The following is a 26,976-nucleotide window of genomic DNA, read 5'->3' as shown; positions in this document are numbered from 1 at the left end:
CCGCCCGCTCGTCATCGGACAGCAGCAACGGCACCAGTTTCGGGCCCCGACGAGGAACTGACGCACCAGCAGTAGAAGTCACACACCAACTAACGGTCAACTACTGGCGCAGGACACTAGTAGGACTCCGTTAGGTCTGTCTGTTGGTCGTGTTCAGGGGCATGAGGAGTGTGTGGACGCACATGAAGTGAACCGTGTTCGAGCGACGTTGGCGTTAATCGTGGCGGATGTGTTCGCCTCGATACCGCGCAAGGACCAGCGGGCCAAGAGCGACTGCTGTCTGCGGGGACTGATGATGGACGGCCGCCGCAAGTCCATCCAGGCCATGGCCTCGCGGCTGCCCGACGGCAACGAGCAGAACCTGCAGCAGTTCGTGAACCAGTCCACCTGGGATCCGGTGCCGGTGCGCCGGCGGATCGCTGAGCGGCTGGTGCCGCGGATCGGCCCGGACGCCTGGGCGGTCGATGACGTGTCCTTTCCCAAGGACGGCAGGATGTCGGTCGGTGTTGCCCACCAGTACTGCGGCGCTTTGGGCAAGCAGGCCAACTGCCAGGTCGCGGTCAGCGTGCACACGGTCTCCGATGCGGCCTCGTGCCCGCTGAACTGGCGGCTGTTCCTGCCCAAGGAGTGGGCCACAGACACCGTCCGACGCCGACGCACCGGCGTCCCAGAAGACGTCGGGCACCGGGAGAAGTGGCGGCTGGCGCTGGACGCCCTGGATGAACTGGCCGCATGGCACCTGGTGCCGCCGGTCGTGGTGGCGGATGCCGGCTACGGCCAGAACGCCGACTTCCGTGCCGCCCTGGCCGAGCGGGAGATCCCGTATGTGGTCGGCATCCGCGGTGATCTGACCGTCCAGCCTCATGACGCGCACCCCGCCGCCCCGGCGTTCTCCGGCACCGGACGCCCGCCGGTGCCCCGCTACCGGCAGCCACCGCTGACGGTGGCGCAACTCGCTGCGGCCGCCGGACGGGAAGCCTTCCGGGAAGTGACCTGGCGGGAAGGCTCTCGCGGTCCGATGACCTCCCGCTTCCTCGCATGAGGGTCCGGCCGGCTGGGGTGCGCCCGCGTCGGCTGGCCCAGGCAGCCGCGGTGGCCGAGCACGGCCGGTGGGACGGCGTCCTGCCCCACGTGCGACTGCTGGCCGAATGGCCCCATGGTGAGGACAAACCGACCCGTTTCTGGCTGTCCGACCTGCCCGACGACACCCCGATCACCGAACTGGTCCGCCTGGCAAAGATCCGCTGGCGCATCGAGCACGACTACCGCGAACTCAAGCACGGCCTGGGCCTGGACCACTTCGAAGGCCGCTCCTGGCCGGGCTGGCACCACCACGCCACCCTGGTCACCGCCGCCCATGCCTTCCTCACCGAGCAGCGGCTGGCCCCAAAAGCCGACACACCCAACTCACCCTCTACCAGATCCTTGACACCCTCCAAGACCTGCTGAACTGCTGGACCGGCATCTGCACCACTTGCCACCAACCCCTACCCAGCAGAACCCCAAGATCGAGGCAGACCTAACGGAGTCCTACTAGAAGGCTGATGAAGATCTTGGTGAGGGGCTGTCCGTAACAGGGTTGGGGCCTCAGAATCGCCGGGGTGGGCGCGCACGGCCCGTCTGCTCAGCAGGAACGGGGAGGGACAGGCGTGGGTGGAACTCGCTCACGGACGCTAGGTAAGTCGTCTGCAAACGGCCCTGAGCAATCGGTGGACCCAGACAAATCTGACAGACACGCTGGCAGCCCGAGGATCGCGGCGTTCAGCCAACAGCTCGGCCGCCTTCTTGGCTGATTTGAAGGCGGGGTCGGTGGCCTGCGAGTACAGCACGTCATCGGCGCGTGGATCACCCAGCTCGATCAAAGCGTCGGCCATGTACGCGCGACCCGAATCGTCGACGGTGGCGTCCATGGCGAGGGAGCACAGCAGATCCCTTCCACGAGGATCTCCCAAGTCGGCCAACTCGTACGCCACATGTACACGGTTGTGTGAGGTCGGTTCGGTGGCGAGGGAGTACAGCAGATCGGTGCCACGATGATCACCGGCTTTCGCCAATGCCTGTGCCGCACAGGCAGCCGCTCCCATGCCGAAGACGCTCTCTGTGGCGGCAGCGGGATCGATAGCCAGGGAGTACAGCAGTTTGTGGGCGCGGGGATCCTGCAGATCAGCCAACGCCTGCGCTGCTTCCACACGAGCTCCGATCTTGAGGGCGGGGTCGGTGGCGAGGGAATACAACAGGTCGGCGCCGCGAGGGTCACCCAACTCGGCGAGGAGCCGCGCCGGAAGGACGCGAAATTGGAACGTAGGGTCGGCGGCGAGAGAGTACGCCAGATCGAAGCCGCGAGGGTCAGACAGGTCGGTCAATATTCGTGCTGCCTGGACCCGATCGACCCGTGCGGGGCTGCTGGCCAGCGAGTACAGCAGATCGGCGGCACGGGGAGCATCGAGATCGGACAGTGCCCGCGCTGCGTTCAACCGGTCCTCACCGCTGAGCGACATTCTGGAAGCGAGAGCAAGGGAGTGGAGTAGGTCAGCGGCACGGGGGTCGCCGAGATCGCACAGTGCCCGCGCCGCTCGCACGCGAGACCATCCACGAATACTGGTGGTGGCCAGCGAGCCCAGCAGATCGGCGGCACGGGGGTCATGGAGATCGGACAGTGCCCGCGCTGCCTCCACCTGGGAAAGTCCGTCGAGAGAGGGGTCGGTGGCGAGTGAGAACAGCACATCGGCGGCGCGCGAGTCACCGAGTTGTGCCAGGACTTCCGCGGCCTTGACACGGGAATGGCGGGTGATTTCAGGGCTCATCGACGACAGGGAGGCGTACGCCCAGTCGTCCCACAGCGACAAGGGCGAGTTGTAGTGGAAGGCCGGGTCGGAGGCCAGAGCTACGCACAGGTCTGCCGCAGAGCCGATGACATTACGGGGGAGACGGGTGCCCAGGAGAGCCTGTTTGGCGATGAACTCGCAACCGCGAAGGCCAGCGCGGGAGGATGCGAGGCGGGCCAGATGCCGGGTGCAGGCGTCGGGGTTGTGTTGCTGCGAGGCGTCAATGAGAAAGCCGACGTCGGAGGCGTCTTCCTCCGGGGGCTTCCAGTACCTGCTTCCCCACAAGCGGCGCGTGACGCCTGGCGCATCGCTGAAAAGCCAGTACCGTGCAGGCCGGTGGAAAATCTGATGAAGCGCGCGGGCTGCGGCTCGTGCGTTGTGTGTGGCGTGCCGGGCGGCGAGGTACTCCAACAAGGTCTGGTGGAGGAAGACGAGTTCACCCGCGCGGTCGGTGAGCAGGCCGCTGCTGCACAAGCACATGTGAAGGAACGCCCGCCATGACTCGATGGGCACGCGCGGTGGCCGCTGAGCTTCAGGCTGCGATTCCATGAGGGTGATCGTGGGCAGGGCGCTACCGCTGTGCCGCTCGGCTGCGAGCCGAGTGATGAGCTCCGGCAGGTGCTCCATCGTGTACTCCGCCCGGTCGAGAGCTCCAGGCCCATAGCGCGCGAGGCCAGCATGGGTCGGGGACGAGACTGTGGACGGGCGGGACGTGTACTGCCGTTGGTGCAGCAAGGCGATAAAGGCCTCGTAGATGTGACTGCGGCCAACTGGCAGCGGCTGATCGGGAGCGGCAGCATAGAGCTGGCAGAGCATGGACGTCATCAGTGGGACGCGGGCCAGGTCGTCCAGCCGGGTTCGGTACACGGCCTGGACGAACCGCTTTGCAGCGGATCGGTGATCAGGCAGTTGGAGCTTTCGAAACCAACTGAGGGCAACGTGCTCGACATCGCTGAGGCTGAAGGGCTGCAGGTAGTAGTGCGGTACGCCGGAGTCCAAGACGCGAAGTTCATCGAGGGGCAGCGGGCGGGTGGCTACGACGAAGCGGTACAGGCCGGCGTGCTCGCCAGCGGCGATGGCAGCAAGTGTGCGCAAGATCCGTTGTCGGGTGGCAGGGTCGGTGACCTCGTCTAGGCCGTCGACCAGTACGAGCCAACCCACGTCCGGCTGCGGAACGGTGGCGAAGAACGCCGAAGGAAGCTCATCAAGCAGGCCGTAGGACGCAAGGTCTGTGCTTACGGCCTCGGAGAGAGCTTGCGCCAAGGGGCGGTCGGCCAGGGCAGCGGCCGAGATCAGGACCGGCACCGTCTGCTTACCGCGGCCCTGAATCCACCTCTCGACCTCCGTGGCAAGGTACGTGCGCAGCAGGCTGGACTTGCCGCCCCCCGGCCCGGCCAGCACCACACACGTCTGAGTATCGGCCAGCACATCTTCGGCCGACAGCGAGCCGGTCGCGGGACCACGCGATACCGGGTTTGCTTCGGACTCGTCACTGCCGATGCGGGCTTGTTGGCTCAGGTAGATGGTCGTGAGGGGAGGAGTGGTGCCGGGAAGCACGCCCGGGTACGGGTGATCGCGGGCAGCGCGTTGAGCGGCGACCAGGTAGTCATTCAACCGACGCGTGCGCTGATCCGCGCGGTCGCGCAGTCGACGCAGCTCCACCAATGCCGGCCCAGTGATGCCCAGGGCGCGGGCGAGTAAACCAAGCGTCTCCCCGCTTGGCACCTTTGTCATGGTGAAGACGTTGCTGACCGTTGCCGGAGAGATACCGGCCGCTCGAGCCAGGTCGCCCTGCTTTGCGATCTGCGGATGACCGGCCATGGCCTTGCGAAGTTCCGCGACCAACATCATGTGCGCACCGCCGTGCCCTGCCTTGCCCCCGTCCACGGCATCTCCCACCAGCAATCACCTGACCTCACCGTTCGCCGTTGTTCACATCAACCCTGTGAACGCCAATCGAGGCTATTCAGATACATCAAGGCCCGGCCGGCCCTTGTCCAAACTGACACCCGATCCGCGAGGAGTCGACCTATGGGCCACCAACACGACTGGACCCTGCTCGTCATGATCGCCGCCCCGCTCGTCCTCGGCCTACTCACCCGGCTCCTGCGCCGCCCCCGCCGTGCCCTGGCTGACCGCACCCGCGTTCTGCGCGATCTGATCACCCTGCGCATGGTGCTGCGGGACTCGGACCCTGAGCAGCGCGCCGACCTTCTCGACGCGCATCGTGACTGGCGCACCGAGCACGCTGACAAGCATCACCGCCAGCTACTGAAGAACGGGGAGTGCTCCCACCAGGCCGGGAGGGCACGCTCCACTCCGAAGTAGCCCGGCCCCGGGAGGGCGCCGCGTCCGCTGTGGGAGCGGGCGCGGCGCGCGTGGGTGAGGTGGTGGGTCAGCCGGTGAGGCGGATCGGCATGAGGAGGTAGCGCAGCGCCTGGTCGGTGGCAGTACCGGCGGGGCCCAGCGGTTACTGTCCGCGTTCAGCGGCATCTCCCCGCGCTTCCGGCCTCACTGGCACCTGATGACCGCCCTCGATAATCGAGCCGAGTTGACCATCCGCTTCGCCATCTGGGGCCAGGTCACTGGCGCTGCCAACTCGCCACCACGGCCTGAACGCAGGTCCTGACCGCAGGCCCACCCTGCCCTGATGCACCATCGGACGGTCACGCACCCAACAACGTGACAACACCGTGCCGTTCTCGGCGACCCTCAATAATTCGATCCGGAGTGGTGCGCGCCTGTGAAGCGGCCGGTGCGCGGGTTGTGGTGCACCGTCCACTGGACGCCCGCGCTGTCCACCACGTACCAGGTCTTGGTGAACCCCTGAGCGCGCAGAGCCGGATTCTCGGTCTCCACCTTACCGACCACTTGGGCCCGCCCTTCGACCTGGCCGATCGCCGCCTCGGGTGTGGGATACAGCTCCGCCAGCGTGTTTCGCGGAGTCGTGGTTGCTGCTGCCTGCTGTTTTCGGAGGGCGTCCTGTGCCTGCTGCCACTTCTCGTCGTCGGTGAGCTGCCGCGGCGGTGCGGGCCTACCGCTCCCGGATCCGGACCCGGGGGTGCCGGTGGCCTTGACCGGAGGGGTCCCGGTCGCCGCGGGCAGCGGGGCCCTCGGACCCGATGTTCCTGGTTTCGTGGTGTACGTGGTGGGCGGCCGGGGCTCGTAGCGGCGGGTCACGGGAGCCGATTTCACGAGGCCTTGGGAGGCCGCGCCCGCCCGGGTGCCGGACAGCCCTCCGGCCATTCCGGAGAGGAAAGCGTCTCTCACGGCCTGTTGGCCGGCTTTCTTCGCCCGGTCCACGTGGGACGCACGGCCGACCCGGCCCTCGGTGACGAAGGCGTCCCTGTAGGGATGGGCGACAGGCACCTCGTCGATGACGACAGGCTCTGACGTGTCCATTTCGGGCAGCATGCCGTTTTTCGCGAGCTCCGCCTCCAGCTCGCGGGGCGTGATGACGATGGGACCGCGGCCGAGACGGAGGACGAGTTCAGCGAAGCTTTTGCCGGTCAGTCGTTCGAGCTCGCTGCGAATCTCGGAGTCGGTCCGGCCGTCCGGCCCGGGCTTCTCCTGGCGTGCGACGACGGAATGGCCGGAGGCGTCGTGCTGCACAACATGGGCGAGCTCGTGAGCCAGCAACTGCCGGCCGACCGGGCCGTGCACAGGTTCCCCTCGGCCGACGACGACGTCCCGCCCATAGGTGTAGGCGCGCGCACCCAGGGCCCGCGCCATCCGGGCGGCCTCCTGTCCGCAGTGCAGGCGTACGCCGCGGAAGTCGTGGCCGAAGGCCGATTCCATCTCCACGCGTATTGGTGCGGGCAGGGGCCGCCCGGGGCTTTCTGGCACGACTCCGGCCGCGGAGGAGGGGCGTTCCTCAGGGTGCCGGGCTGAGCGCTCGGCCGGTTGCCTCCAGCCTGCTGCACCGAGCCGGTCGGCGACGGCCAGGGCGCGGTCGGCGAGCATGTCGGCCGCCTGCTCGACTGGGCTGCCACGCCCGGTGACGGCCTGGGTGCGCGGGGGTGGCGCGGTCTGCTGGGCTTGACCGGGGCGCTCTTCACGGTGCGTGCGAAGGAAAGTGTTCATCACGGCAACTTTCTGGTTCCGGGATCATCGGTGCTCAGGAGGCGAGGCGGCTGCCGATGGAGCGGGTCGCGTGGACGTGGACGAGGTGTTCGGTGATGGTGCGGGACCGTTCGCGGGCGTTGAGGACGGCCAGGTTGGTGAGTGCGACCGTCGGCCTAAATCCCCAGTCGTCGGTCAGCGGGCATCCGATGGCCACCGCGTCGGGCGGGCACCACACGTTGAGCCAGTCCGTCACCTTCTCCGGGTCCCGTGGTCCGCCGCAGAGCAGCCGACTGTACGGCTGTCCATGCAGAGCGGGCTGCCTGCGGTGGTTGGGAGGACGGCCTCGACACCAGGCTGCAGTCGAAGGAGGTCCATGCCGACGATCGTGCCCAGGCTGTGGCTGACCAGGACGATTTCGCCGGTGCCGGGAAGGGTTTCGAGCACGCGGTTCAGGACCTGCCTGCCGCTCAAGCATGCGGGCGGCGCGGTCGGCGAGTGCTTCGGGCGAGTCGGGAAAGGGGACCACGGCCTTGAGTTGCTGGCGCGTCAGCCGGCGCCGTTCGCTGGTCTCCTCGTAACGGGTGGTGGCGGGATTCCAGCGCACCCTCGGTGAGGGCGACGCGCGCCGTGACGACCGTGTCCAGTGCGAGGTCGATCCAGTGCGGCGCGGTGACGGAGGGCATCTCAACGACTGCTCGGGACTGGGCGACGTCCGGCAGCAGCTTCTCCCAGCTCCCTTGCATCTTCAGGGGGGCGCTCACCGGGACCTGAAAGTCCTTCGCCGTGACGGTGACCGAGTCGACGGAGCGGACCTCCAGTCGGCTCGGTTCGTAGACGGCAGCCAGGAGAGTTCGCAGCCCTGTACCGTCCGGGTCGTCCGCAGGTTGCAAGAGTTGGCCGACCTGGACCGGATCCGGGTAGCGGACCATCATCTTGTCGGGGAATCCGGACATGGCGATTCCAGACACAGGGCACGGAATCGGACGACGGCATGCCGCCCGGAGGGGACGCGAGCACACGCCTCGAATCCCGCAGCGGGGTACTGCTCATACGGGACCCGTCCGGAAAGAACTTCCAGGGGGCGCGTTGCAGGAGCTCTCCGAAGGAGAGATCTGCTTCCACGGTAAGCCGATCGAGGCGCCGCGGCATCTCAGGACTCGACGGCAGGTCACTCGCCGAACGCACGGCCCGGCGCCGGAGACCGCCGGTCCGGGACGACGACGGCGCGCTCGGCCGCCGGGCGGATCGCGGACTTCAACTCACGGGACGGGCGGTCGCGTTCGGCAGGATGCGGAGATCGCCTTCGAGAGCACCCGCTGCCGCGGAGCCCCGAATTGCGTCCTCACCACCAATGGTTCACGCTTCAAGTGGACCGACCCGACGCACCGGCACGGGAGTTGACCGACCCTCGCCGACCGGTCGGCGCCGAGCCGCCCCCCTCGGCGTACCAGGATCAACGCGCCTCTCCCCGAGTGGCAGTCAGCCGCTGCCTGGCACAGACTGAATGGTGCGGGCGGCGGAATATGCCTGGCGCATCGGCCGAGCGGGAAGCTCTCCCCACGGGTGTCCTGATGTGGACCGACGGCCGTCCGACGACGTTCCGTCCGTCCGAACGGCTCTCGAACGCCACCACATCGTGCCGCGGACACGTCCGCGGCACGCCTCGTCCCCGTGGCGCAGTCGGAGGAGATCTCGTGTATGGGCACGTGCGAAGCATCACCGACCGGCAGCCGGTCCCCATGATCGAGGTCAGTGTCCAGCACGACGCGACTGTGGTCGAACACACCTACACGGACACCGAGGGGCGGTACGACCTGGCGGTCCCCGCCGGCGACACGGTGACCGTACGGTTCGACACCCATGAAACGCTGAACAACGCCGAGGACTGGCATCCGTCGGTGGCGGCGAACGTGGTGGCGAGCGACAAGGTTCCCCTGGACCGGTATCTGCTCCCCGTCGGCCATGGCGCCACCGAGGCCTCGGCGGTGGACGCGCTGAGCGGATATCTCTTCGCCGCCGGCCTGTGGGCCCAAGCCGAGCGGAATGCCGCATACGCCCGAACGGCAGCCTCCCGGCTGGCTGGCCTCAAGCTGACCAGCCGGGTGCTTCAGGAAGTACAGCTGCGGCTCCTCCAGCACTTCCGGGCGTCCGCGTAGGCGCCCTCTCTGAGCGTTCAGCCACAACGGAATCGCGCGCCGAGGACGGGCTGCCGGAACAGGCGCCGGACGGTGTGCGCGGCAAGGAGGCGAACCACCATGACCACCACGGCATATCAACGTCGCACGGACCAACTGCGGGAGCAGATAGAGCGGGCCAGCACCCGGTACGAGGAACGCGCCGAGGACCGTGAGCGGACCCGGCAAGTGCTCCACGGCCAGGGGGTGCTGTACGCGGACACGCCGGAACGGGTCACCACGCGGCTGGCACGCCTGGGAGCGGACTGGTCACAGGCCACCGCCATGGAAGCCACTCCGCGTCTGCCCACCACCGGGAGCAGCCTCTCCGGGCTGGCCCCGGAGAACTTCGGCACCGACATGCTGGGCCTGGAACGGCTGATGGGACGCAACGACCTGATCGATGTCAGGTTCCTCGAGAGCGGCTACCTGGCCGCTCGCTCCGTGGGCCGGGTCGTCGTCTGCGGCCCCGAGGCGCATGTCGGAACCGGTTTCCTGACGTCCCCGTCCCTGATGCTGACCAACAACCACGTCCTGGCCGACCCCCAGGAGGCCGAACGCGGGGTCATCGAGTTCAACTACCAGGCCGGCGTCGACGGGCGCACGATGACGCCCATCGTCTTCGACCTGGAACCCGGCCGGTTCTTCGTCACCGACCGGGACCTGGACTTCACGTTGGTCGCGGTGGCCGACCGAGGCCGGGGCGGCGAGAGCCTGAAGGACATCTCCTGGCTGCCGCTGAGCGAGGCCCAGGGCAAGGTGATCCTGGGCGAGATGGTCAATATCATCCAGCACCCCAACGGTGAGCCCAAGCAGCTCGCGCTGCGCGAGAACGAGGTGGTGGACCTCCTGGAGGACTTCGTCCACTACTCGACCGACACCGCGCCGGGTTCCTCGGGCTCCCCCGTCTACAACGACCAGTGGGAAGTGGTGGCCCTGCACCATGCCGGCGTCCCGCTCAAGGACGCCGACGGCCGCTTCCTCTCCGTGGACGGCAGCCTGTGGCGGCCCGAGATGGGTGAGAGCCGGCTGGCGTGGAAGGCGAACGAGGGAGTGCGGATCAGCCGTGTGCTGCAAGCGGTGCGGCAGGCCGCCGTGTCCGGCCCCGCTGGCGAACTTCGGGCTGGCCTCTTCGAAGGCGTCGCCGCTGCTCCGGCCGCCACCGTGGGCGTCGGCGTCGCCCCCGAGACTCCGCCGCCTTCCACCAACGGAAGGGCCGGCTCCACCGCGACCGTCGGGGCCGTCGGGGCCGTCGAGGCCGACGGGGCGTCGCGGGTGACGGTGCCGGTCGATGTCGTCGTCACCGTCCAACCCCGTACCGCCGCTTCGGCACCGCCTACGGCCGCCCCGGTGGGCGTCGGTGTCACTCCCGGCGCTCCGCCGGCGGCGACCGTCATCCCGGTGAATGGTCATGTCTCTCCCGCCGAAGCGGACCTGAGGGCGGGGCTGACCAACCTGGACGTCGGCCGGGAGCGTCTGTACTTCGACGCCGACGCCGACCGGGTCGCACGCGAGGCCTACTACGCGGGGCTCGACGGTGCCGGCCGCGCCGAGTTGGGCCCCGCCCTCACCGATCTGCTCGAACGCACCCACGAACGCAAGCCTGCCTACAAGCCGATGCGCATGCTGTATCCGTGGGTGGACCTGCACCCCGACAAGCAGCTGCGCAGCATATATTCCGGCCAGGTGTTCGCTCCCGAGGAATTCATACGGGCCGACGCCGCCGTGGAAACCGCCCGCATCCAGCGCTGGCAGGAACTGGCCTTCAGTGAGGCCTTCCTGGGCGGGGAGGCACTCGCCGCAGAGATGGAGGCCCTCGAAGCGGCCCTGGCGTTCAACTGCGAGCATGTGGTGCCGCAGTCCTGGTTCGCCAAGCGTGAACCCATGCGGGGAGACCTGCACCACCTCTTCGCCTGTGAGACCACGTGCAACAGCTTCCGCAGCAACATCCCCTACTTCGACTTCACCGACCCCGAAGAGGTCAGCCGAGGTTCCTGCGGACGGCGTGAGCGCCAGGGCTTCGAGCCGTCGGCGGGCAAGGGCCCCGTCGCCCGGGCGACCCTGTACTTCATCCTTCGCTACCCGGGACTGGTCGGGGACGCCGACGCCGAACTGCAGCCGGATCAACTCGCCACCCTGGTGGACTGGCATGAAGCGGACCCGGTCGGCCTGTACGAGCAGCACCGCAACTTCGCCATCGCGGAGATCCAGGGCAACCGCAACCCGCTCGTCGACCACCAGGAATGGGCCCGCGCCATCGACTTCGCCCACGCCTGGTCGTGACAGGCGCTGCCCTGTTCGTCGCCGGTTCGGGGCCCTGATCAGCGCCAGGGCCCCGCACGGCGTGGGCCGTCGACTCCCTAGTCTTCGATCAAGGTGCCATGCCGCTGAGAACCGGTGCCGAGCGATCGAAGCCAGGGGGAGTCGTGATCCGTTGGTCTGCCGCTCTGACGACGGCCGGAATCACTGATCCGCGTCTGCGGCGGACGTACGACACCCAGCGCGGGTTCGTGCGGAGGTTCGCCCTTCACGAGCACGTCGCGGTTCGGCTGTTGCTGCCGACGCACCTTCACCCGCCCGTCATCGCCGCAGTGGCGTACATGCACGCGACCGACGAGTTGATCGACGCCAGCGAGGCAGGCGCCCGCCAAGCGGCCCTTCGTTCCTGGGACGCCGAGACCACAGCAGCCCTTGAGTGCAGTGAACCGCCCGCCCGGGGCACCCTCGCGGCTCTCTGGGACACGACGCGCCGACACCCGCACCTGGCGACACGGGTCCGTGCCCTCCTCGACGGCGCTCCGGTCGAGGCCGGTTGGACCGGCTTCGACACGGAGGCCGACTTCCAGGCCTATGTGGACAGCTACTCCCTGCCCGGCCTGATGCTCACCGCGTCACTGATCGCGCCCGTTCCCGACGCCGGAGCGGACGAGCCGTTCGTCAAGGGATGCCGCGCGCTGATCGAAGGGGGGGCAGCGCAGCGACTTGCTCCGCAGGTCCTCGACCTGCATGTCGTGCCGGGTCAGCTCCTCCCGCGGAATGCCGGTGCGGCCCTGCTCGGCGTCCTCGGCCAGGTCGGGGAGCAAGTCGGAGGCGTGTGTGCCCGCGCTGGAGCGCCTGATCCGAGGCCGATCGTGCCGAGGCCGCGCTGGCGGACTGCCGCGTGCTTGTGCTCCTGCGGGGCCTTCCCCGTGATCGTGGACACCGGTTGTCATGCGGCGGTGGCCAGCGTAGCCGTGATGCCCTGCTCCCGGTGCGCTGTCGACGGTAGTTCGCCGTCCAGCGAGGGTGGGGCAGCACACCCTGACTCATCCGGCCGGGTCCACCGCTTGGAGCAGGCAGCCCGTCCGTTCACTGGTGATCCGTCAAGCCAGGCGATCCCTGGGCGCGGGTCGGTGATCCAGGCGTTGTCCTCGGGACTGCGGCGGAGCGCGTGCTCCGCTTGTGTGATTGCCGACCGCGAGTGGCCGGGCCGCGGAAGGTATTCTCGGCGGCCGTCGCGGGCCGTACGAGATCGGGTGCTGAGCGTGGCCTCTACGCACGCGATGGTGGCGGAACAGTGCTGCTTGCGGTCGGCCGACGAGCTGCACTGCGGGCGCCGGGCGAGCGGATGTTCACCACGCCGACGGTTCGGGCCCAGCGGGTCTCGCAACTGTCGGGTCGTCACGGAGTCACAGAGGGACCAGCCCCAAGCGGCTCCGTGGTCCCTTGGGGCAACTCAACAGGCCGCTGGGCGCGCCGCCCCGGCGCGACGGGCTGGGTTGCGCCAGCATTGCCGGACAGGCCCGGCGGCGTGCCCGATGCTGCCCGGTCCGCTGTCGTCCGCTCGCGGACCGGAGCGCCCGCGGGTCACGTCCCGTGCAGCGGCCGATCCCTGAAGATCCGGAGTTCCCACTGATGGTGACCGTGTTTCGCATCGTCGCGCCCCCCACCGGTATCGAGGTCACGGGCGACGGAAGCAGTCCCACCGACGAGGAGATGGCGCAGGAGAAGGAAGCCCGGCAGGCCTTCCTGGACACCGTTTCGCCCCATCTCGCTGCTCTGCCGACGCAGCCGCCCCTCCGTTCGGGCAACGTCTCGAAGGTGGAACTGCTCGGCGGGAACGTGTGGTCCCAGCTGAACCAGTACCTGCTGCTGGCCACCGTCGACATCGGCGACCCGCGGATCGACTTCGACTCCTTCATGCCGCCCGGCACCACCGTCACCCGCGTGGCCGGCGACCTCGCCCCGCTGTCCCAGTGGCCGGACGGCAACCTGACCTGACCGGCACGCCGGCCCACCCCGCCCCCACTGCGCCCGGGGCAGGGCTCGGGCGGGGCAGGCCCACAAGTGCATCGGGGCGATCAGTCGGTTCGCTGTTTCCTGGCCTCCATAGCTGCTTGTGCACGGCCGGTCAGTGACCGTTGTACGAGCCAAGCCGGGCGCGGCTCCTTCACCGGCAAAAGCGGCGAACGCGTCATCAGTAAGGAGCGGATGCCTCAAGATGGACGCCCCCCGGACCCAACCGTCGCGCCATGGCCAGCGTGAGGCCGCCAGTTGAGGTTCCCCCGTCATGCGGGAGCCGCTGATCAGCTGGTCGGCAGGGGTTGACGGTTGTTCAGGTTCGTTGGTTCGGTCGTCGCCTGCTCGGCGTAGTACTTCTCTGGGGCGCCTGGGCCGCTCGCACCGCCGGGCACGGATGGCTGTCCTCGTGCCGGGCAGGGGGCCTGGACATGCTGATCGGCCTGGTGATCATTATCGCGAATTCCTTGATCAAGTAGCCGGGCCGTCGGGTGCCATGTCGGCGGAAAGGCCGCGAGTCCTTGATCCATGGACACCCTTTCTGTCCCGCACTGCCGGTCCACCCTCCGCTGATGGAGCCCGCGACGTACGCTGCTGCCCGTTACTGCACGATACGGAACGTTACTCACCGTGACATCAGCTGCTACCGTTCCCGCCGCGATCTCAGACTTCTACTGCCACCAAGCCATTCCAGGTCTGGTGGACATCGAGGTCGTGACGGAGACGGAATGGCCGCCGGACGTGGTCGGCTCCAGACCGGCTGCATCGTGCACTCGGACCGCGGAGCCGAGTACACCTCTGACGAACTCCGCCGGGAAATAAGCAGGTTGGGCCTGCGGCAGAGCATGGGCCGAACCGGCTCGTGCTACGACAATGCCGCCGCCGAGAGCTTCTTCGCGCTGCTCAAAGCGGAGATCGGCACCCGCCGCTGGCCCGACCGGACCACTGCCCGCGCTGAGATCTTCGCCTTCATCGAGACCTTCTACAACCGCAAGCGGCTGCGGAGGCGTTCAGTCTGGGGCTACCTCACCCCGCTGGAGACCCGGCAGCGACACGAGCAAGAACACGCCCTCGCAGCGTAAGCATCGAGTGTCCAGCATCACGGGGAAACTTCACCAGTCCACATTCATGACCAAGGCATCCAGCCGCGCCGACCACCACTTCCGGCGCCGGACTTTAGGGGAAGGCCGGCGCCTTGGCGGCGATCGTGTACACGTTCCCGGCTCCGTCCGTGATCTGGGCCGTGGTGTCACGCGGTGGGTGGTCCGACGAGATGCCCATGAAGAAGCTGGTCCTGCCCTCGTCCGGGTTGCTTCCGGCCGCGACACCCGGGATGCCGAAGTCGATGGTGAGCCGGTTCTTCCACTGGGTGATGGACGCGGGCCTGACGTTCCCCAATGCCCCTTGGGTGATGACGAAGACGTCCGACGGGCCGGCTCCGTTGTAGTTGAGTGGCGTGATGGGCCCGAAGTCGAGGCTAAGCGTGCGCACGGCGGACGCTGGCAGCGGCCCGGAGACCGAGGTCATGTCGACGCGGTATTCGTAGGGGAACTTGCCCGCGCCGATGGTCCCCGCGACACCGGGCGGCGTCAGACGCGACTGAAGGAACCCCTCTCCGGTGGTGCTGGCGAGCTGGATGGGCGGAGCCAGGTCCTCGATCACCACAAGGACACCCGTGGGATCGAAGATCCGGTTGATGTCGGGAGCGCGCACCTCCACGCTCGCGCGTGTGACTCCGGCGCCCAGGAGGACGGGCGCGCTCTCCACGGTCGTTTCCAGGGCGGGATTGTCGGCGTCGAAGACGAGGCACGTGAAGCTGAACTCACCCGCGACCGCACCGGCGGGCGGAGCCACCTTGATGTCGACGGTCTGGGTGGCGCCCGGGGCGAACGTGCGGGTCTCCCGGTGCAGCGAGAACCAGGACAGGTCCATCCCCGCGCCCGGTTGCACCTCGATGGTGCCCCTCCGTTGCGAGGGAGTTGCCGCGTTGTTCGTGATCGCGAACGACACCACGGTGGCCGGGTTGGCGAACGGATCGAGCGACGTGGGCGACGGCGTGATCCGCCATGAGCTTTCAGACAAAGGCGTGTTCATCTCTGCACCACTTTCCGGCGGATGCGCGTGGGTTCGAAGTGATCGTCGGTACGGTCGAGTATCCGGGTGGTCTCGGGCGCCGGGGAGACGCCGAGCTCCTGCTCCAGTACTTGCCGGCAGGTCGCGTAGGCGCGGCGTGCCTCGCTGAGGTTGCCCTCCTGGAGGTGGATGCGGATGACCGAGCGGTGTGCGCTCTCCCGCAGGTTGTCCAGGCGCAGCGCGCCGAGAGCCACGTCCAGAGCGAGCCCGAACTTCCCCTGCTCGGCGAGCTGTTCGGCGAACGTCTCCTGGAGGTGGAGGTGTAACTGGCGCAGCCGTTCGCGCTCATGGGCGAGCCACTCGTCGTCCCAGTCCGGAAGGAGTTCTCCGCCGTCGCCGACGGCTTCCGGCACGGCCGAGGCGCCGGGCGGCGCTTCCCGGAGGAGGGCCTTCGTCTGTTCGACGAGGACGCGTACGTCCACGGTGACGTGCGCGGCGAGGTCGATGGCTCCGCTGATGCCCGTCACCATCCCGGGAGCGGTCTGGTTGACGCGCCAGATCCCGGTACGGAGATTGCCCAGTGCTTTGCTCTCGGGGCTTTCGGGCCACAGGGTGCCGGCGACCCGGCTGCGGCTCTGCCGCCCGCGCAGGGCAAGGATCACCATCAGCCGCTGCGCGCTGACGGGCAGGCAGACCTCCATCTGCCCGATCTGCAGGCGGAACGAGCCCAGCAGGGTGAGTGCCACGTGCTCGGTCGGCTGTGCGGTGACGAGGCGGCAGCGTGCGGCGTCGGGAGGACCGGGTGCGGTGGCCTGGGCGGTCGAGTTGCGTGGCATGCCGTCTTCTCCCTCTCCACGAGGCGGCCCGCCTTCTCGCAAATTGTGGCGGTATGATTACTTTCTGTCAAAAGAGTCCGTCGGCGGGTCGCTTGCGATCGCCTCGGCTCCGCAGCGAGCCGCCGGTGCTGTGACGCGTGCGTGACGCCGGGGTGACGGCGAGGACTGAAGGTGACGCCCATGAGGAGCTTTCCGGGCAGTCCGAGGGTCTTGTCCGGGGCCATCGTCCAGGTGGATCCCGACAGCCCGCTCTCCCGTCTCGTCGTCTTCCAGTACAACCCCGACCGGATGACGCGCAGTCTGCAGCCGCGTGCGGCCGCGTCCGGCAGGGCCTCCGACGCCCGTCGCACGACGGGAGCGCCCGTGGAGACGGTGACCATGACCGTCGAGGTCGACGCCGCCGATCAAATGGAGCAGGGCGACCCAGTGGCGGCCGTCGGTATCGCACCCCAGCTCGCCGCGCTGGAGATGCTGTTGTACCCGAGTACCGCACAAGTGGTCGCGAACGCCGCGCTGCTCGCGGTCGGCACCCTGGAGATCCTGCCGCCGGAGAGCCCTCTCGCCGTGCTGGTCTGGGGGCCGGGCCGCGCGGTTCCGGTGCGGATCCAGAGTCTCGGCATCACCGAACACGCCTTCACCCCAGACCTCTTTCCCACCCGTGCCTCCGTGGACCTGTCGGCGCAGGTCCTCTCCTACGACGACCTGCCGGTGGGCAGCCCCGGGTACGCGCTCTTCCTAGTGCACCAGGTGATGAAGGAGGCGATGGCCGTGGTGGCCGGTGTCTCCGGGACGGTCTCGGCCGTGACCGGCACCGTGGCAGGCTGACGTGGCGGGCAGGTACGACGGTGCCGGGGTCGCGGTGGCCACGGTGCGCGACGCCGACGGTACCGAGCGGCAGGTGCGTTACCTGCGCCAGGACCGGCCGGCGGCGCCCGCGCCCGGACGGCCGCTCGCGACCCATCTGGTCATCGCGGGTGACCGGCTCGACACGGTGACCGCCCGCTATCTCGGCGACCCGCTCGCCTACTGGTGGGTGGCCGACGCCAATCCGGGACTCGCCCTGCACGACCTGATCGGCGCCGCGCCGGAGGGCATCCTGCTGCAGATTTCCACCCCGGAGGTCTGATCGGGTGTCACTGTCCAGCCTGCGCCTGACCGTCCTGGTGGGGGCGACGATCCCGGTGCCGTTGCCCGCCGATCTCACGCAGCGGCTGCGGTCCGTCCGGGTGCTCGAGAGTGACGCGCAGCGGTCGGCGTTCACGCTCACCTTCGACGCGGGCCGTTCGGGGCTTCCCGACCTGCGCGACACGCCGGTTCTGGCGGCGGGGCCGATCACGCCGTTCGCCCGGGTGGTCCTCGTCCTCGCCGTCGGCGCGGTGCCAAAGGTCCTGTTCGACGGCGTCATCACCGCCGTGGAACTGGCTCCAGGGGACGGGCCGGGGACGGCCTCCCTCACCGTCACCGGCGAGGACGTCTCCTATCTGCTGGACCGCGTCGAGGTCGACGCGGAGTACCCGGCCCTCGACGACCACCAGCAGGCCCTCGCGATCCTCGCCCCGTACGCAGCCGACGGGATCATCCCCATGGCCGTCCGGCCCGCGGACACCGAGCCCGCCCTGCCGCTGGAACGCGTCCCCACCCAGCACGCCACCGACCTGGGTCACCTGACCGAACTAGCCCGGCGGCACGGCTTCGTCACCTGTGTGATCCCCGGCCCGACACCCGGGACGAGCCGCTTCTACTGGGGACCCCCGGTGCGCACGGGCGCGCCGCAACGCTGCCTGTCGGTGAGTCTCGGCCCGGATACCAACGTCCGCCAGATCCGCTTTCGCACCGACGCGCTCGCTCCGGTCCTCGTCGACGGCGCCGTCCAGGACCCGAGGACCGGAGCCCAGGTCCCGGTGGCGGTGTCCGGCAGCCTCCTCGAACCCCTGGCCGTCGTTCCGCTCTGGCTGCGGCACCAGGCGGACGTCCGGCGGCGGCGCGATGTCCGCGACAGCGGCGTGGACGTGATCGGCGCGTTCTCCCGGGCGCGAGCGCGGGTGGACCGGTCCGCCGACGCCGTGGTGGCCGAGGGCGAGGCCGACGGCGAGCGCTACGGCGACGTGCTCCGCCCGCGAGCCCTGGTCGGCGTGCGCGGGGCCGGCTGGTCGCACGACGGCCTGTGGTACGTCCGCAGCGTCGAGCACGCCCTCGAACCCGGGTCCTACACCCAGCGTTTCGTCCTGGCCCGGGACGGCCACGGTTCGACGGTTCCGGCGGTGCTGCCATGACGACGGGCGGGCCGGGCGGCGACCGGAGGAGGCGAGTGTGACCAGGTTCTACGGGAAGTACCGGGGGAAGGTCACCGCGAACACGGATCCCCTGATGCGGGGGCGGGTGCAGGTCAGCGTCCCTGCCGTGCTCGGCACCGGCCGGCTCTCCTGGGCCGAGCCCTGCGTGCCGTACGCCGGCCCCGGTGTGGGTCTGTTCGCCGTACCGCCGACCGGCGCCAACGTGTGGGTCGAGTTCGAGGCAGGTGATCCGGACCGGCCGATCCTGGCCGGATGCTTCTGGGGCACCGGCGAGGCGCCCGCCGCCCCGGCCCTGCCCGGGGTCAAGATGTGGAAGACAGAAGCCGTGACGGTCACGCTCAGCGACCTCCCGGGCGGCGGGTTCACCATCGAGGTCGGCCCACCGGCCGCGGCCGTTCCCGTGCGGATCTCCTGCACCAGTGAGGGACTGGAGCTGTCGGCGGGACCGGCCGATGTGAAGCTCAGCGGGCCCACCGTCTCGGTGAACAACGGCGCTCTGGAGGTGACCTGATGCCTGGATACCTGGCCCATGACGGCGCCGTCACGATCTGCCTGCACGCCGGCCGGGCCACCCCCACCGTCCTGAACCCGCGCGTCAAGGTCTCGGGGCGCGCCACCGTCGTGGTGGGACCGCCGTGGGCGGTCGCGGGGTGCGCCCCGGCCCCGGGCACCCTGCCGTGCGCGACCGGGCAGTGGACGGCGAGCACCAGCCGCATCCGGTCGCTCGGCCTGCCGCTGGTGATCCAGGGCGGCACGGCCGTCTGCGTCCCCACGGGCGGACCCCTGCTCGTCACCACCGTCCAGGCCCGAGTACGGGGGGTGTGATGCACCTGGGATTCCCGCTGCGCCTGGACACCCGGGGCCGCCTCGCGCTGGTCGACGACGAGGAGTATCTGCGCGGGCTGATCGAGGCGGTGCTGTTCACCCGGCCCGGTGAGCGGGTGAACCGCCCGGACTTCGGCGCCGGGGTCGACCGGATGGTCTTCGCCCCGGGCAACGACGAACTCGCCCGCGGCACGCAGGCCCTCGTCCAGGCCGCGGTCCAGCAGTGGCTCGGCGACTTGCTCAGACTCGACGACATCACCGTGGAGGCACAGGACGCCGTGCTGTCGGTCACCGTGGTGTACACCGCGCTGAGCCCCGGCAGCCCGTCGGGGGAGAGCAAGGTGCTGCGGGTGAGCGGGGGGAGTGGTGCCCCGTGACCGACGCCCACGAACGTCCCCAGGCGCGGGCAGCCGGGCAGCCCGTCGGCTTCTCGCCGGTCGCGGGCCTCGACCGGGACGCCCGGAAGGCCCTAATCGCGGCAGCCCGAGGCCTCGACGGGATCGACTTCGTCGAGGTGCTGCCCGGTCGGCCCGCCGAGCCCGGCCGCCCCGGCACCTCGCAGCAGCGGACCCTGGCCGTACACCTCGTCCAAGGACCGGTGCCCGCCTGGCTCACCGGAGGTGCCGCCCGGGACCGGATCGTCCTGGCCGGCACCGGCAACGACCCGATGGCCGACCCGGCCCGGGTGCTCTGGGCTTACTCGGCGGAGGAAGTGACCGGCCCGGCCCCGTTGCCGGGCGTGACACGGGACGACCGACGGCAGGTGGACGACGCCGTCCCGGCCGGGGTCCGCAGCCGCGTCCTCGTCGTGCGGACCGAAGGCGGCGGCCGGTCGGTCCACACACTCGCTCTGGTCGGCGAGGACGGCACGGGCACGCCCCAGGGAATCGACGGACCGCTCGCACAGATCCCGCTGGACTTCGGTGCGGACTGCCCCGTCGAGCTGGACTGCCGAACGCCCGACGACGCGCCCGGGACCGCCGCCTCCCCCGTCCTCGACTACCTCGCCCGGGACTACGAGGGCCTGCGCACCCGACTGCTGGACCGGTTGAGCGTGCTGCTGCCGGACTGGACGGACCGCTCGCCGGCCGACATCGGGGTCACCCTCATCGAACTGTTCGCCTACCTTGGCGACCGGCTGGCCTACCGTCAGGACGCCATCGCCACCGAGGCCTACCTGAGCACTGCCCGCCTGCGGACATCCGTCCGCCGACACGCCCGACTCCTCGACCACCGGATGCACGAGGGTTGTTCGGCCCGTACCTGGCTGGCGTTCGACACCCCGACGACGACAGACCTGCCGCGCGGCAGCGCGGTCGCCGACTGTGGGTCCGCGCCCGGTCGACGGCCGCCCCCGGTGGCGGAGGCGGCCGGTGCCGGCGCCGTCGTGTTCGAAACCTGCGCCGCTGCCCGGCTCAGCCGCGACCGCAACCGTCTCCCACTGCACGCCTGGGGCGCCCGGGAGGTCACCCTGCCGGTCGGCGCCACGTCGGCCTTCGTGGCGGTGCCGGCGGACGCCGACCCCGGTCTGCGAGCGGGTGACGTCCTGCTCCTGGTCGACGTCGGCGCCTCGGGCGGGACAGCCGACGGCGATCCGGCCCGCCGCTGCGCGGTGCGCCTGGACCGCGCCCCGGCCGAACGCGTCGACACGCTCCTGGCCACCCGGCGCGTCCTCGAACTGCACTGGCACGAAGGCGACGCGCTGCCGGTGGAGCTGAGGGTTTCCACCCCTGACCCGACCGACCCACGGCCGACGACCGTGGCGTTCGCCAACGTCGTCCTCGCCGACCACGGCGCCTCGCTCACCGGACAACACCTCGATCCGCCGTCGGTCGCCGACGGCGCCTACCGCCCCGTGCTTCGCCGGCCGGGCCTCGCCTGGGCAGAGCCCGCCGACCCGGCCACGGTCGGCGACACGGCAACCGGCCGTGGCTGGCGCAGCGCGACGGAGGCCCTGCGCCCTGATCCACGCGAGGCCGTCGCCCAACTCCTGCTCGACGACGGCACCCTGCGCTGGACGGCCAGCCCGGACCTGATCGGCAGCGGCTGCGGGGCAGCGCTGTTCGTCGCCGAGCCGGAAGCCGACCGCACGGTCCGGCTACGTTTCGGCGACGGCACCACCGGACGGCGGCCCGGGCCCGGCGCGGTGCTGACCGCCCGCTACCGGCTCGGCGGCGGCACGGCGGGCAACACCGGACCGGACACGCTCACCACCCTGCTGCCCCTGCCCGACGGCACGCTGCTCAACGGGATCGCCGTCACCAACCCGCTGGCCGCCTCCGGCGGCACCGATCCGCAGCCGCTGCCCGAGGTCAGGGAACTGGCCCCGAACACCTTCCACCTGCGCCGACGGGCCGTCACCGCCGCCGACTACACCGCCGTCGCCCTCGGCGCCCAGGGCGTCCGCAGGGCCGCCTCCCGGTCACGGTGGGCCGGCTCCTGGCACGTCCAGCAGGTCGTCGTGGACGTCGAGGACGGCGCGGACCCGTTCGCCCCCGGCCTCGCCGGCCTGCTCGACACCCGGCGAACGGCCGGAGTTGAAGTGGAGCTCGCCCGCGCGGTCGTCGTCCCACTGGACCTGCGGATCGCCTTCTGCCCGGGCCCGGGACACCTCGCCGAGATGGTCGCACGCCAACTGCGCACGGCGCTGTCGGCAGCCGTGCTCCCCGCCGGCGGCCTAGGCTTCTTCCACCCGGACCGGCTCGCCCTGGGTCGGCCCCTCCTGCTGAGCGACCTGGTCGGCGTGGCGATGGCCGTGGTCGGAACGGCCCTGGTGGAAGTGCAGCGCTTCGCCCGGCTGGGCGCGGGCGAGGCGGAGCACCGGGCCAACCTGGCCGCCGGACGGATCCGGGCGTCGGAGCGCGAGACGCTGCGCTGCGACAGCGACCCCCGTCGCCCCCGGTTCGGACAGATCGAGATCGTCGAGCGGAGCGGCCCGTGACCCGTCCCGAGGCAGGCCGTGCCGAGCGGTCCACCGCCAACCCGCCGGGCCACCCCTCCCTCAGCCGCCGGATCTCCACTCATGCCCGGGCGATGACCGCCATGCGGGCCACCCTCCAGCACCAGGCACAGCCGGCGGCCGTCCGGGCGCTGGCCCGGCGCCCCGCCGACGAACCGGCCATCGCCCTGCTGGACGGATGGGCCGTGGTCGCCGACATCGTCTCCTTCTACACCGAGCGGATCGCCCAGGAGGGCTACCTGCGGACCGCCACCGAACTGCGCTCGGTTCGTGAACTGGCTCGCAGCCTCGGCCAGGAACTCGGTCCCGGAGTCGCGGCCGCAGCCGATCTGGCGTTCACCGTGGAGGAGGCGGTCGGCGCGCCCACGGCCGCCATCGTGCCGAAGGGTTCCCTGGTGCAGAGCGTGCCGGGCCAACACCAGGCACCGCAGGTGTTCGAGACCGACGACGACCTCGACGCGCGGGCCGCCTGGAACGCCCTCGCCGCCGTCACCACCGACCCGCAGGTCTGTGACGAGGCGACGCGGCAGCTCTGGCTGACCGGCACCGCACATGTGCTGCGCCCCGGTGACACCCTGTTGGCGGTCGGCCCGGACCCGGGCCCGGAGCGGGACGCACCCACCCCGGCCGTCCTGCGGGTGACCGGCGTGACGGCCGCACCCCCGGGGCACCCGTCCTGGACGCTGCTCGACCTCGAGCCCGTCACGACCGGCAACCTCCTCACGGGCGACCGGCCGCACGGACCGGGCGGCAGTGTCCACACCTTCGCCGCACGCGCCAACCTCTTCGGCTGGAACGCTCCCGATGCCGCTCTCCTCGCACTCACCGGCCGGCCGTCCGGGTCCGCGACCGAGGCACCCGCCAGCGGCACCGACAGGTACCTCACCCTGGACGGCGACCACCCGCGCATCCTGCCCGGCTCCTGGCTGGTCGTGCAGGTCGGCGCCACCTGCCTGCCCTTGACGGCACGACAGGTGACGCCCTCGGGCAAGGCGCACAACGGGCTCAGCGGCCGGACCACGCAGGTCCGGATCGATGACGCCGTCGATCCGGCGCTGTTCGACGTCCGGACCACGCTCGTGCACTGCCAGTCGGCCGAGCTGCCGGCTTCGGTGATGCCGCGGACCCGCCCGGTGGCGGGCTCCGAGCTGGAACTCGTGGCCACCACGGACCCGTTGCCCCCGGAGCGGGCTGTCATCGTCCGCGGCACCACCGTCGACGGGACCCCTGCGGCGGAACGGGCGATGGTGCTGACCAGCACGATCGACGACACGGGCACCGTCATGACCGTCACCCTGGACCGCCCCCTGGAGCACTCCTACCTTCCTCATACCGTCACCGTCCTGGGCAACGTGGTGGGGGCCACCCACGGGGAGCCGGTCCACCAGGTGCTCGGCAGCGGCGACGGCGCCCGTACCTTCCACCGCCTGCGCACCCGGCGCGGACCGCTCAGCTACCGACGAACGCAGGCGACCGCGGAACCGGCGAGCACGCTGCGGATCAGCGTCGACGGGGCTCCCTGGCGCGAGGTGCCGTCCCTGGCCGCCGCCGGACCGCACGATCCGGTGTTCGCCGTCCGTAGCGCGGAGGACGGCACCGTCGAGGTCGTCTTCGGCGACGGGCAGTACGGCGCGCGGCTGCCCACCGGCACCGAGAACATCACCGCGGACTACCGGGTCGGAACCGGAAGGGACGGCGACCTCGAGCCCGGACAGCTGACCCTGCCGCTCAGCCGTCCCCTCGGTATCAGCGCCGTCACGAATCCCACCGCCACCCGTGGCTGGGTGCCACCCGCGGCCTTGGCGGACACCCGGCCCGATATCCCGCTGCGCCTGCGCACGCTGGACCGCGTCGTGTCCGTGGCCGACCACGAGGACTTCGTCCGCGGCCTCGCCGGTGTCGGAGCCGCGCGGGCCGAAACGGTCTGGAGCGGTCACCGGCGCACGGTCGTGGTCTCGGTCACCGGACTGGGCTCCGCGCCCCTCGAGGACGCCCTGCTGGCCGGTCTCGACGCGGCCCTCGCCGCCGTCCGCGACCCGCGCGTCCCGTTGCTGGTCCTGACGGCCGGGACGCTCTGGTACGGACTGCGGATGGAGGTCGATCCCGAGCCGGGGTCCGAGTGGTCCGCCGTGCGCAGACGCGTCACGGAGACACTGCGCCAGGAGTTCGCCGCGCACCGACGGCCGTTCGGGCCCCCGGTGACCGACTCCGCCGTGCTGGCAGTGGCCCGGGGCGTCCCCGGCGTCGCCTCCTGCACCCTGCCGCGCCTGCTGCGGCTGTCTCCTGGATCCACGGCCCTCCCCCCGGACACGGCGGCCGAACGGGTCATCGGCCCGTCACCGGCCCGCTCGGCGGCGGGCACGATCCGGCCCGCGGCAGTGCTCGCACTGGCGGCGGACCGCTCCGACATCCGAAGGATGACGCCATGACCGTGACCACCATGGGAGCACCCGGCGGGGCGGACCGCTTCCGCGCCCTGCTTCCCGCCCACCTGTGGGCCCTCGACGACCAGTCGGAGGGGACCCTGCAGGCCCTGCTGTCTGCGGTCGCCGAGGAACTGGCCGTGCTGGAAGGGGACTTGGGGGACCTGTACGACGGCTGGTTCGTGGAGACCTGCGAGGAGTGGCTGCTGCCGTATGTCGCCGATCTGATCGGCCTCGCCGAGCCCCTGCCCGACCTCGGCGACGGGGTCAGCTGGCGCACCGTCGTCGCCAACACCCTCTCCCACCGGCGCCGCAAGGGCACCGCGACGGTCCTCGAACAGCTCGCCGGTGAAGTCACGGGGTGGCAGGCGCGGGCCGTCGAGTATTTCCGGCTGCTGGCCGTCTCGACCCACGTCCGGCACCCCCGTCCGGACCGCCCCGCCGTGGCCTCGCTGCGCCACGCGGAACGCCTGGACCACCTCGGCCGCGGTCACGACCGCCGCGCGGACCGCTCGGTACCGCCCGACCTGACCGATCCCGCGCGGGGCGCCTTCGACCCGCTCGCCCGCTCGGCCGACGTGCGCAGTGTCGGGCGAGGGCGGGGCCGCCACAATCTCCCCTCCGTCGGCGTAGTCCTCTTCCCGCTCCGCACTCGCCTGGTGGGGCCCGACTCGGCCGAACAGCCCCTCGGCGACCGGTGGTCCGCGGTACGCGCCGTCGACGGCGGATACCGGGTCGACCCGCTCGGCCGCACCACCCCGCTCTTCTCGAGCGGCCGGAGCCGCACGGACACCGACCGGCTCGCGCGCGAGGAGGACCTGCCCGTCCCGCTGCGGCCCCGGCGCCTGCTGGCCCTTCTCACGGCCGCCCGGCGCGGCGAAGTCGCCCCGGACCTGCTGCCCGTCCGGGTCCGCGTCGCCCGACCGGGTCCGGCCACCGTCGAGCAGCCCACCGAGCTGGAGCCGCAGCGACTCCGGGTCTGCGGCCTCGAGGACCTTGCCCCGGTCGAAGGCACCCAGGTGAGCGTGGACACCGTCACTGGGCAGCTCACGGCCTACCAGGACGGTCAACCGGCCCCGCCGCTGGACCTGTTCGTCCGCTACCACTACGCGGCCCTCGCCGACGTCGGCGCGGGCACCCACGACCGTGGCCGGATCCACACCCAGGTGCTCGCGGCCGACGGTCACCGCTACGGGAACGTGCTGGGCGTCATCACCGTCCGCGCCGACGCCGAACCCTCCGGGACGGTGGCCACCTCACTGGCCGACGGGCTCGTGCTCGCTCACGGGCTGTGGGAGGCAGCCGGTTCCGCCACCGCCGGAACGACCGTGGTCGTGGCGGTCGGGGACAACGCGAGCCACCCCGGTAACCTGACCGCCACGGTGCCTGCCGGAGCCCGGCTCGTCCTGGTCGCCGCGGCCTGTCCGGCCCCCGGCCACCCGGCGGCTGCGGCCCACTTCTACCGGCCCGACGGACTGCGACCGCACCTCGCCGGCCCGCTGGCCGTCGAGGGAGGAACAGACAGCGGCATCGTCCTCGACGGCTTCCTCCTGGACGGCGATCTGACCGTCCTCCCGGGGCAGCTGAGCCGTCTGGCGGTTGCCCAGAGCACGCTGGCCGGGCGGATCACGGTGACCTCGGGTGACGAGGGCGACAACGGCCGTTTGCGGGTGGAGGTCGTGCGCAGCGTCGTCCACGCCGTCGAGCTGCCGGAGCGCGTCCCCGTGCTCACCGTCACCGAGTCCGTGATCGACGCCCGAGCCGCCGCGCCGAACGACGACCGGCCCGGCCCGAGCGCCGTCACGGCACCGGGCGCCGCACTCTCGATCGACGGCAGCACCGTACGGGGCACCGTGGCCGTCCGGACTATCGACGGCGCCGACAGCCTGATCGACGGCATCGCGGTCGCCGAGCAACGGCAGACGGGCTGTCTGCGCCACTGCTACGCCCGGCCCGGCTCACGCCTGCCCCGACGCTTCCACTGCGTGCCCGCCGACGACCGGGCCCCGCTGGAGCCCGTGTACGTCTCGATGGACCCGGGCTCGCCGTACTACCTGGCGCTCGCACCGGCCTGCCCCGCCGAGATCACCCACGGCGGGGCAGGCGGCACGGAGATGGGCGTCCACCACCATTTGCACCGGCCGCTGCGCGTGAGGGCGGTGCGCGAGCACCTTGCCGCCTACGTACCGGCCGGGCTGGAGATCGGCATCATCGGGAGCTGACA

Annotated in this window: 20 protein-coding genes and 2 pseudogenes; 17 read left to right on the top strand and 5 right to left on the bottom strand. The window is 70.6% G+C overall.

Features of this window, described 5'->3' with window-relative positions:
• Positions 1–172: 172 nt before the first annotated feature.
• A pseudogene (locus tag ABT147_RS40280) lies at positions 173–1,449 on the top strand (IS701 family transposase).
• A gap of 224 nt (positions 1,450–1,673) precedes the next feature.
• On the opposite strand, the gene ABT147_RS40275 reads toward ABT147_RS40280, so the two are convergent.
• The gene (locus tag ABT147_RS40275) at positions 1,674–4,712 is read right to left on the bottom strand and encodes a HEAT repeat domain-containing protein (RefSeq protein ID WP_351415960.1); all 3,039 of its coding nucleotides are present in this window, start codon (positions 4,710–4,712) and stop codon (positions 1,674–1,676) included.
• 144 nt (positions 4,713–4,856) lie between these two features.
• Here ABT147_RS40275 and ABT147_RS40270 point away from each other — a divergent pair, with 144 nt between their 5' ends.
• Both ABT147_RS40270 and ABT147_RS40265 read left to right on the top strand, forming a co-directional pair.
• Complete coding sequence (locus ABT147_RS40270; protein WP_351415957.1) at positions 4,857–5,153, top strand: hypothetical protein; 297 nt, start codon at positions 4,857–4,859, stop codon at positions 5,151–5,153.
• Between the two features lie 121 nt (positions 5,154–5,274).
• Positions 5,275–5,454, top strand: a pseudogene (locus tag ABT147_RS40265) (IS6 family transposase); the annotation flags it as partial.
• An 83-nt stretch (positions 5,455–5,537) separates the two neighbouring features.
• Here ABT147_RS40265 and ABT147_RS40260 read toward each other — a convergent pair.
• Together ABT147_RS40260 and ABT147_RS40255 are read right to left on the bottom strand one after the other, a co-directional pair.
• The gene (locus tag ABT147_RS40260) at positions 5,538–6,908 is read right to left on the bottom strand and encodes an eCIS core domain-containing protein (RefSeq protein ID WP_351415955.1); all 1,371 of its coding nucleotides are present in this window, start codon (positions 6,906–6,908) and stop codon (positions 5,538–5,540) included.
• A 34-nt stretch (positions 6,909–6,942) separates the two neighbouring features.
• Positions 6,943–7,143 carry a hypothetical protein gene (locus ABT147_RS40255; protein WP_327349119.1) on the bottom strand — a complete coding sequence of 67 codons (201 nt, stop codon included), beginning with the start codon at positions 7,141–7,143 and terminating at the stop codon, positions 6,943–6,945.
• Positions 7,144–8,596: 1,453 nt separating this feature from the next.
• On the opposite strand from ABT147_RS40255, the gene ABT147_RS40250 reads away from it, so the two are divergent.
• From ABT147_RS40250 to ABT147_RS40230, 5 genes are all read left to right on the top strand, one after another.
• A complete protein-coding gene (locus ABT147_RS40250; protein ID WP_351415952.1) occupies positions 8,597–9,046 on the top strand; it encodes a carboxypeptidase regulatory-like domain-containing protein in 450 nt (149 codons plus the stop codon).
• A 99-nt stretch (positions 9,047–9,145) separates the two neighbouring features.
• Positions 9,146–11,347: an endonuclease gene (locus tag ABT147_RS40245; protein ID WP_351415949.1), complete on the top strand. Its 2,202-nt coding sequence runs from the start codon at positions 9,146–9,148 to the stop codon at positions 11,345–11,347.
• 98 nt (positions 11,348–11,445) lie between these two features.
• The gene (locus tag ABT147_RS40240) at positions 11,446–12,939 is read left to right on the top strand and encodes a squalene/phytoene synthase family protein (protein WP_351415947.1); all 1,494 of its coding nucleotides are present in this window, start codon (positions 11,446–11,448) and stop codon (positions 12,937–12,939) included.
• A 19-nt stretch (positions 12,940–12,958) separates the two neighbouring features.
• Positions 12,959–13,324 carry a hypothetical protein gene (locus ABT147_RS40235; protein ID WP_327349114.1) on the top strand — a complete coding sequence of 122 codons (366 nt, stop codon included), beginning with the start codon at positions 12,959–12,961 and terminating at the stop codon, positions 13,322–13,324.
• A gap of 746 nt (positions 13,325–14,070) precedes the next feature.
• Positions 14,071–14,424 (top strand): integrase core domain-containing protein, encoded by a 354-nt coding sequence (locus ABT147_RS40230; RefSeq protein ID WP_351415944.1) that lies wholly within the window; start codon positions 14,071–14,073, stop codon positions 14,422–14,424.
• A 94-nt stretch (positions 14,425–14,518) separates the two neighbouring features.
• Here ABT147_RS40230 and ABT147_RS40225 read toward each other — a convergent pair whose 3' ends face one another.
• Both ABT147_RS40225 and ABT147_RS40220 read right to left on the bottom strand, forming a co-directional pair.
• The gene (locus tag ABT147_RS40225) at positions 14,519–15,424 is read right to left on the bottom strand and encodes a hypothetical protein (RefSeq protein ID WP_351415941.1); all 906 of its coding nucleotides are present in this window, start codon (positions 15,422–15,424) and stop codon (positions 14,519–14,521) included.
• 8 nt (positions 15,425–15,432) lie between these two features.
• Entirely contained in the window at positions 15,433–16,251 is an 819-nt protein-coding gene (locus tag ABT147_RS40220) for an AfsR/SARP family transcriptional regulator (RefSeq protein ID WP_351415939.1), read from the bottom strand.
• Positions 16,252–16,431: 180 nt separating this feature from the next.
• Between ABT147_RS40220 and ABT147_RS40215 the strand changes: the two genes are divergently transcribed.
• Genes ABT147_RS40215 through ABT147_RS40175 form a run of 9 tightly spaced genes read left to right on the top strand, consistent with a single transcriptional unit; the run spans position 16,432 to position 26,974 of the window.
• Positions 16,432–17,076 (top strand): hypothetical protein, encoded by a 645-nt coding sequence (locus tag ABT147_RS40215; protein WP_351415937.1) that lies wholly within the window; start codon positions 16,432–16,434, stop codon positions 17,074–17,076.
• A gap of 1 nt (position 17,077) precedes the next feature.
• On the top strand, positions 17,078–17,377 hold the full coding sequence (locus ABT147_RS40210) for a tail protein X (RefSeq protein ID WP_327349108.1): 300 nt from the start codon (positions 17,078–17,080) through the stop codon (positions 17,375–17,377).
• A gap of 4 nt (positions 17,378–17,381) precedes the next feature.
• A complete protein-coding gene (locus ABT147_RS40205) occupies positions 17,382–18,524 on the top strand; it encodes a hypothetical protein (protein ID WP_351415934.1) in 1,143 nt (380 codons plus the stop codon).
• A 37-nt stretch (positions 18,525–18,561) separates the two neighbouring features.
• Positions 18,562–19,056 carry a phage baseplate assembly protein V gene (locus tag ABT147_RS40200; protein ID WP_351415932.1) on the top strand — a complete coding sequence of 165 codons (495 nt, stop codon included), beginning with the start codon at positions 18,562–18,564 and terminating at the stop codon, positions 19,054–19,056.
• Complete coding sequence (locus ABT147_RS40195; protein WP_327349105.1) at positions 19,056–19,370, top strand: hypothetical protein; 315 nt, start codon at positions 19,056–19,058, stop codon at positions 19,368–19,370. Before ABT147_RS40200 ends, ABT147_RS40195 begins: the two co-directional genes overlap by 1 nt.
• Positions 19,370–19,747 carry a GPW/gp25 family protein gene (locus tag ABT147_RS40190; RefSeq protein ID WP_327349104.1) on the top strand — a complete coding sequence of 126 codons (378 nt, stop codon included), beginning with the start codon at positions 19,370–19,372 and terminating at the stop codon, positions 19,745–19,747. Before ABT147_RS40195 ends, ABT147_RS40190 begins: the two co-directional genes overlap by 1 nt.
• Positions 19,744–22,311: a baseplate J/gp47 family protein gene (locus ABT147_RS40185; protein ID WP_351415929.1), complete on the top strand. Its 2,568-nt coding sequence runs from the start codon at positions 19,744–19,746 to the stop codon at positions 22,309–22,311. Before ABT147_RS40190 ends, ABT147_RS40185 begins: the two co-directional genes overlap by 4 nt.
• Positions 22,308–24,758, top strand: a complete 2,451-nt coding sequence (locus ABT147_RS40180) for a putative baseplate assembly protein (RefSeq protein ID WP_351415927.1) — start codon at positions 22,308–22,310, stop codon at positions 24,756–24,758. The genes ABT147_RS40185 and ABT147_RS40180 overlap by 4 nt, the downstream gene beginning before the upstream one ends.
• The gene (locus ABT147_RS40175) at positions 24,755–26,974 is read left to right on the top strand and encodes a hypothetical protein (RefSeq protein WP_351415924.1); all 2,220 of its coding nucleotides are present in this window, start codon (positions 24,755–24,757) and stop codon (positions 26,972–26,974) included. Before ABT147_RS40180 ends, ABT147_RS40175 begins: the two co-directional genes overlap by 4 nt.
• The last annotated feature ends 2 nt before the right edge of the window (positions 26,975–26,976 follow it).

Source organism: Streptomyces sp. NPDC001868, from assembly GCF_040297125.1.
Lineage (GTDB): Bacteria > Actinomycetota > Actinomycetes > Streptomycetales > Streptomycetaceae > Streptomyces.
The sequence above is the reverse complement of the archived record's forward strand: the minus strand, read 5'-3'. Positions and strand labels throughout refer to the sequence as shown.

Bases quoted from the DNA above. Each gene is read 5' to 3' on its own strand.
- ABT147_RS40190 (WP_327349104.1), top strand. From the start codon at position 19,370: ATGCACCTGGGATTCCCGCTGCGCCTGGACACCCGGGGCCGCCTCGCG.
- ABT147_RS40220 (WP_351415939.1), bottom strand. From the start codon at position 16,251: ATGCCACGCAACTCGACCGCCCAGGCCACCGCACCCGGTCCTCCCGAC.
- ABT147_RS40240 (WP_351415947.1), top strand. From the start codon at position 11,446: ATGCCGCTGAGAACCGGTGCCGAGCGATCGAAGCCAGGGGGAGTCGTG.
- ABT147_RS40195 (WP_327349105.1), top strand. From the start codon at position 19,056: ATGCCTGGATACCTGGCCCATGACGGCGCCGTCACGATCTGCCTGCAC.
- ABT147_RS40270 (WP_351415957.1), top strand. From the start codon at position 4,857: ATGGGCCACCAACACGACTGGACCCTGCTCGTCATGATCGCCGCCCCG.
- ABT147_RS40175 (WP_351415924.1), top strand. From the start codon at position 24,755: ATGACCGTGACCACCATGGGAGCACCCGGCGGGGCGGACCGCTTCCGC.
- ABT147_RS40230 (WP_351415944.1), top strand. From the start codon at position 14,071: ATGGCCGCCGGACGTGGTCGGCTCCAGACCGGCTGCATCGTGCACTCG.
- ABT147_RS40260 (WP_351415955.1), bottom strand. From the start codon at position 6,908: ATGAACACTTTCCTTCGCACGCACCGTGAAGAGCGCCCCGGTCAAGCC.
- ABT147_RS40235 (WP_327349114.1), top strand. From the start codon at position 12,959: ATGGTGACCGTGTTTCGCATCGTCGCGCCCCCCACCGGTATCGAGGTC.
- ABT147_RS40215 (WP_351415937.1), top strand. From the start codon at position 16,432: ATGAGGAGCTTTCCGGGCAGTCCGAGGGTCTTGTCCGGGGCCATCGTC.
- ABT147_RS40245 (WP_351415949.1), top strand. From the start codon at position 9,146: ATGACCACCACGGCATATCAACGTCGCACGGACCAACTGCGGGAGCAG.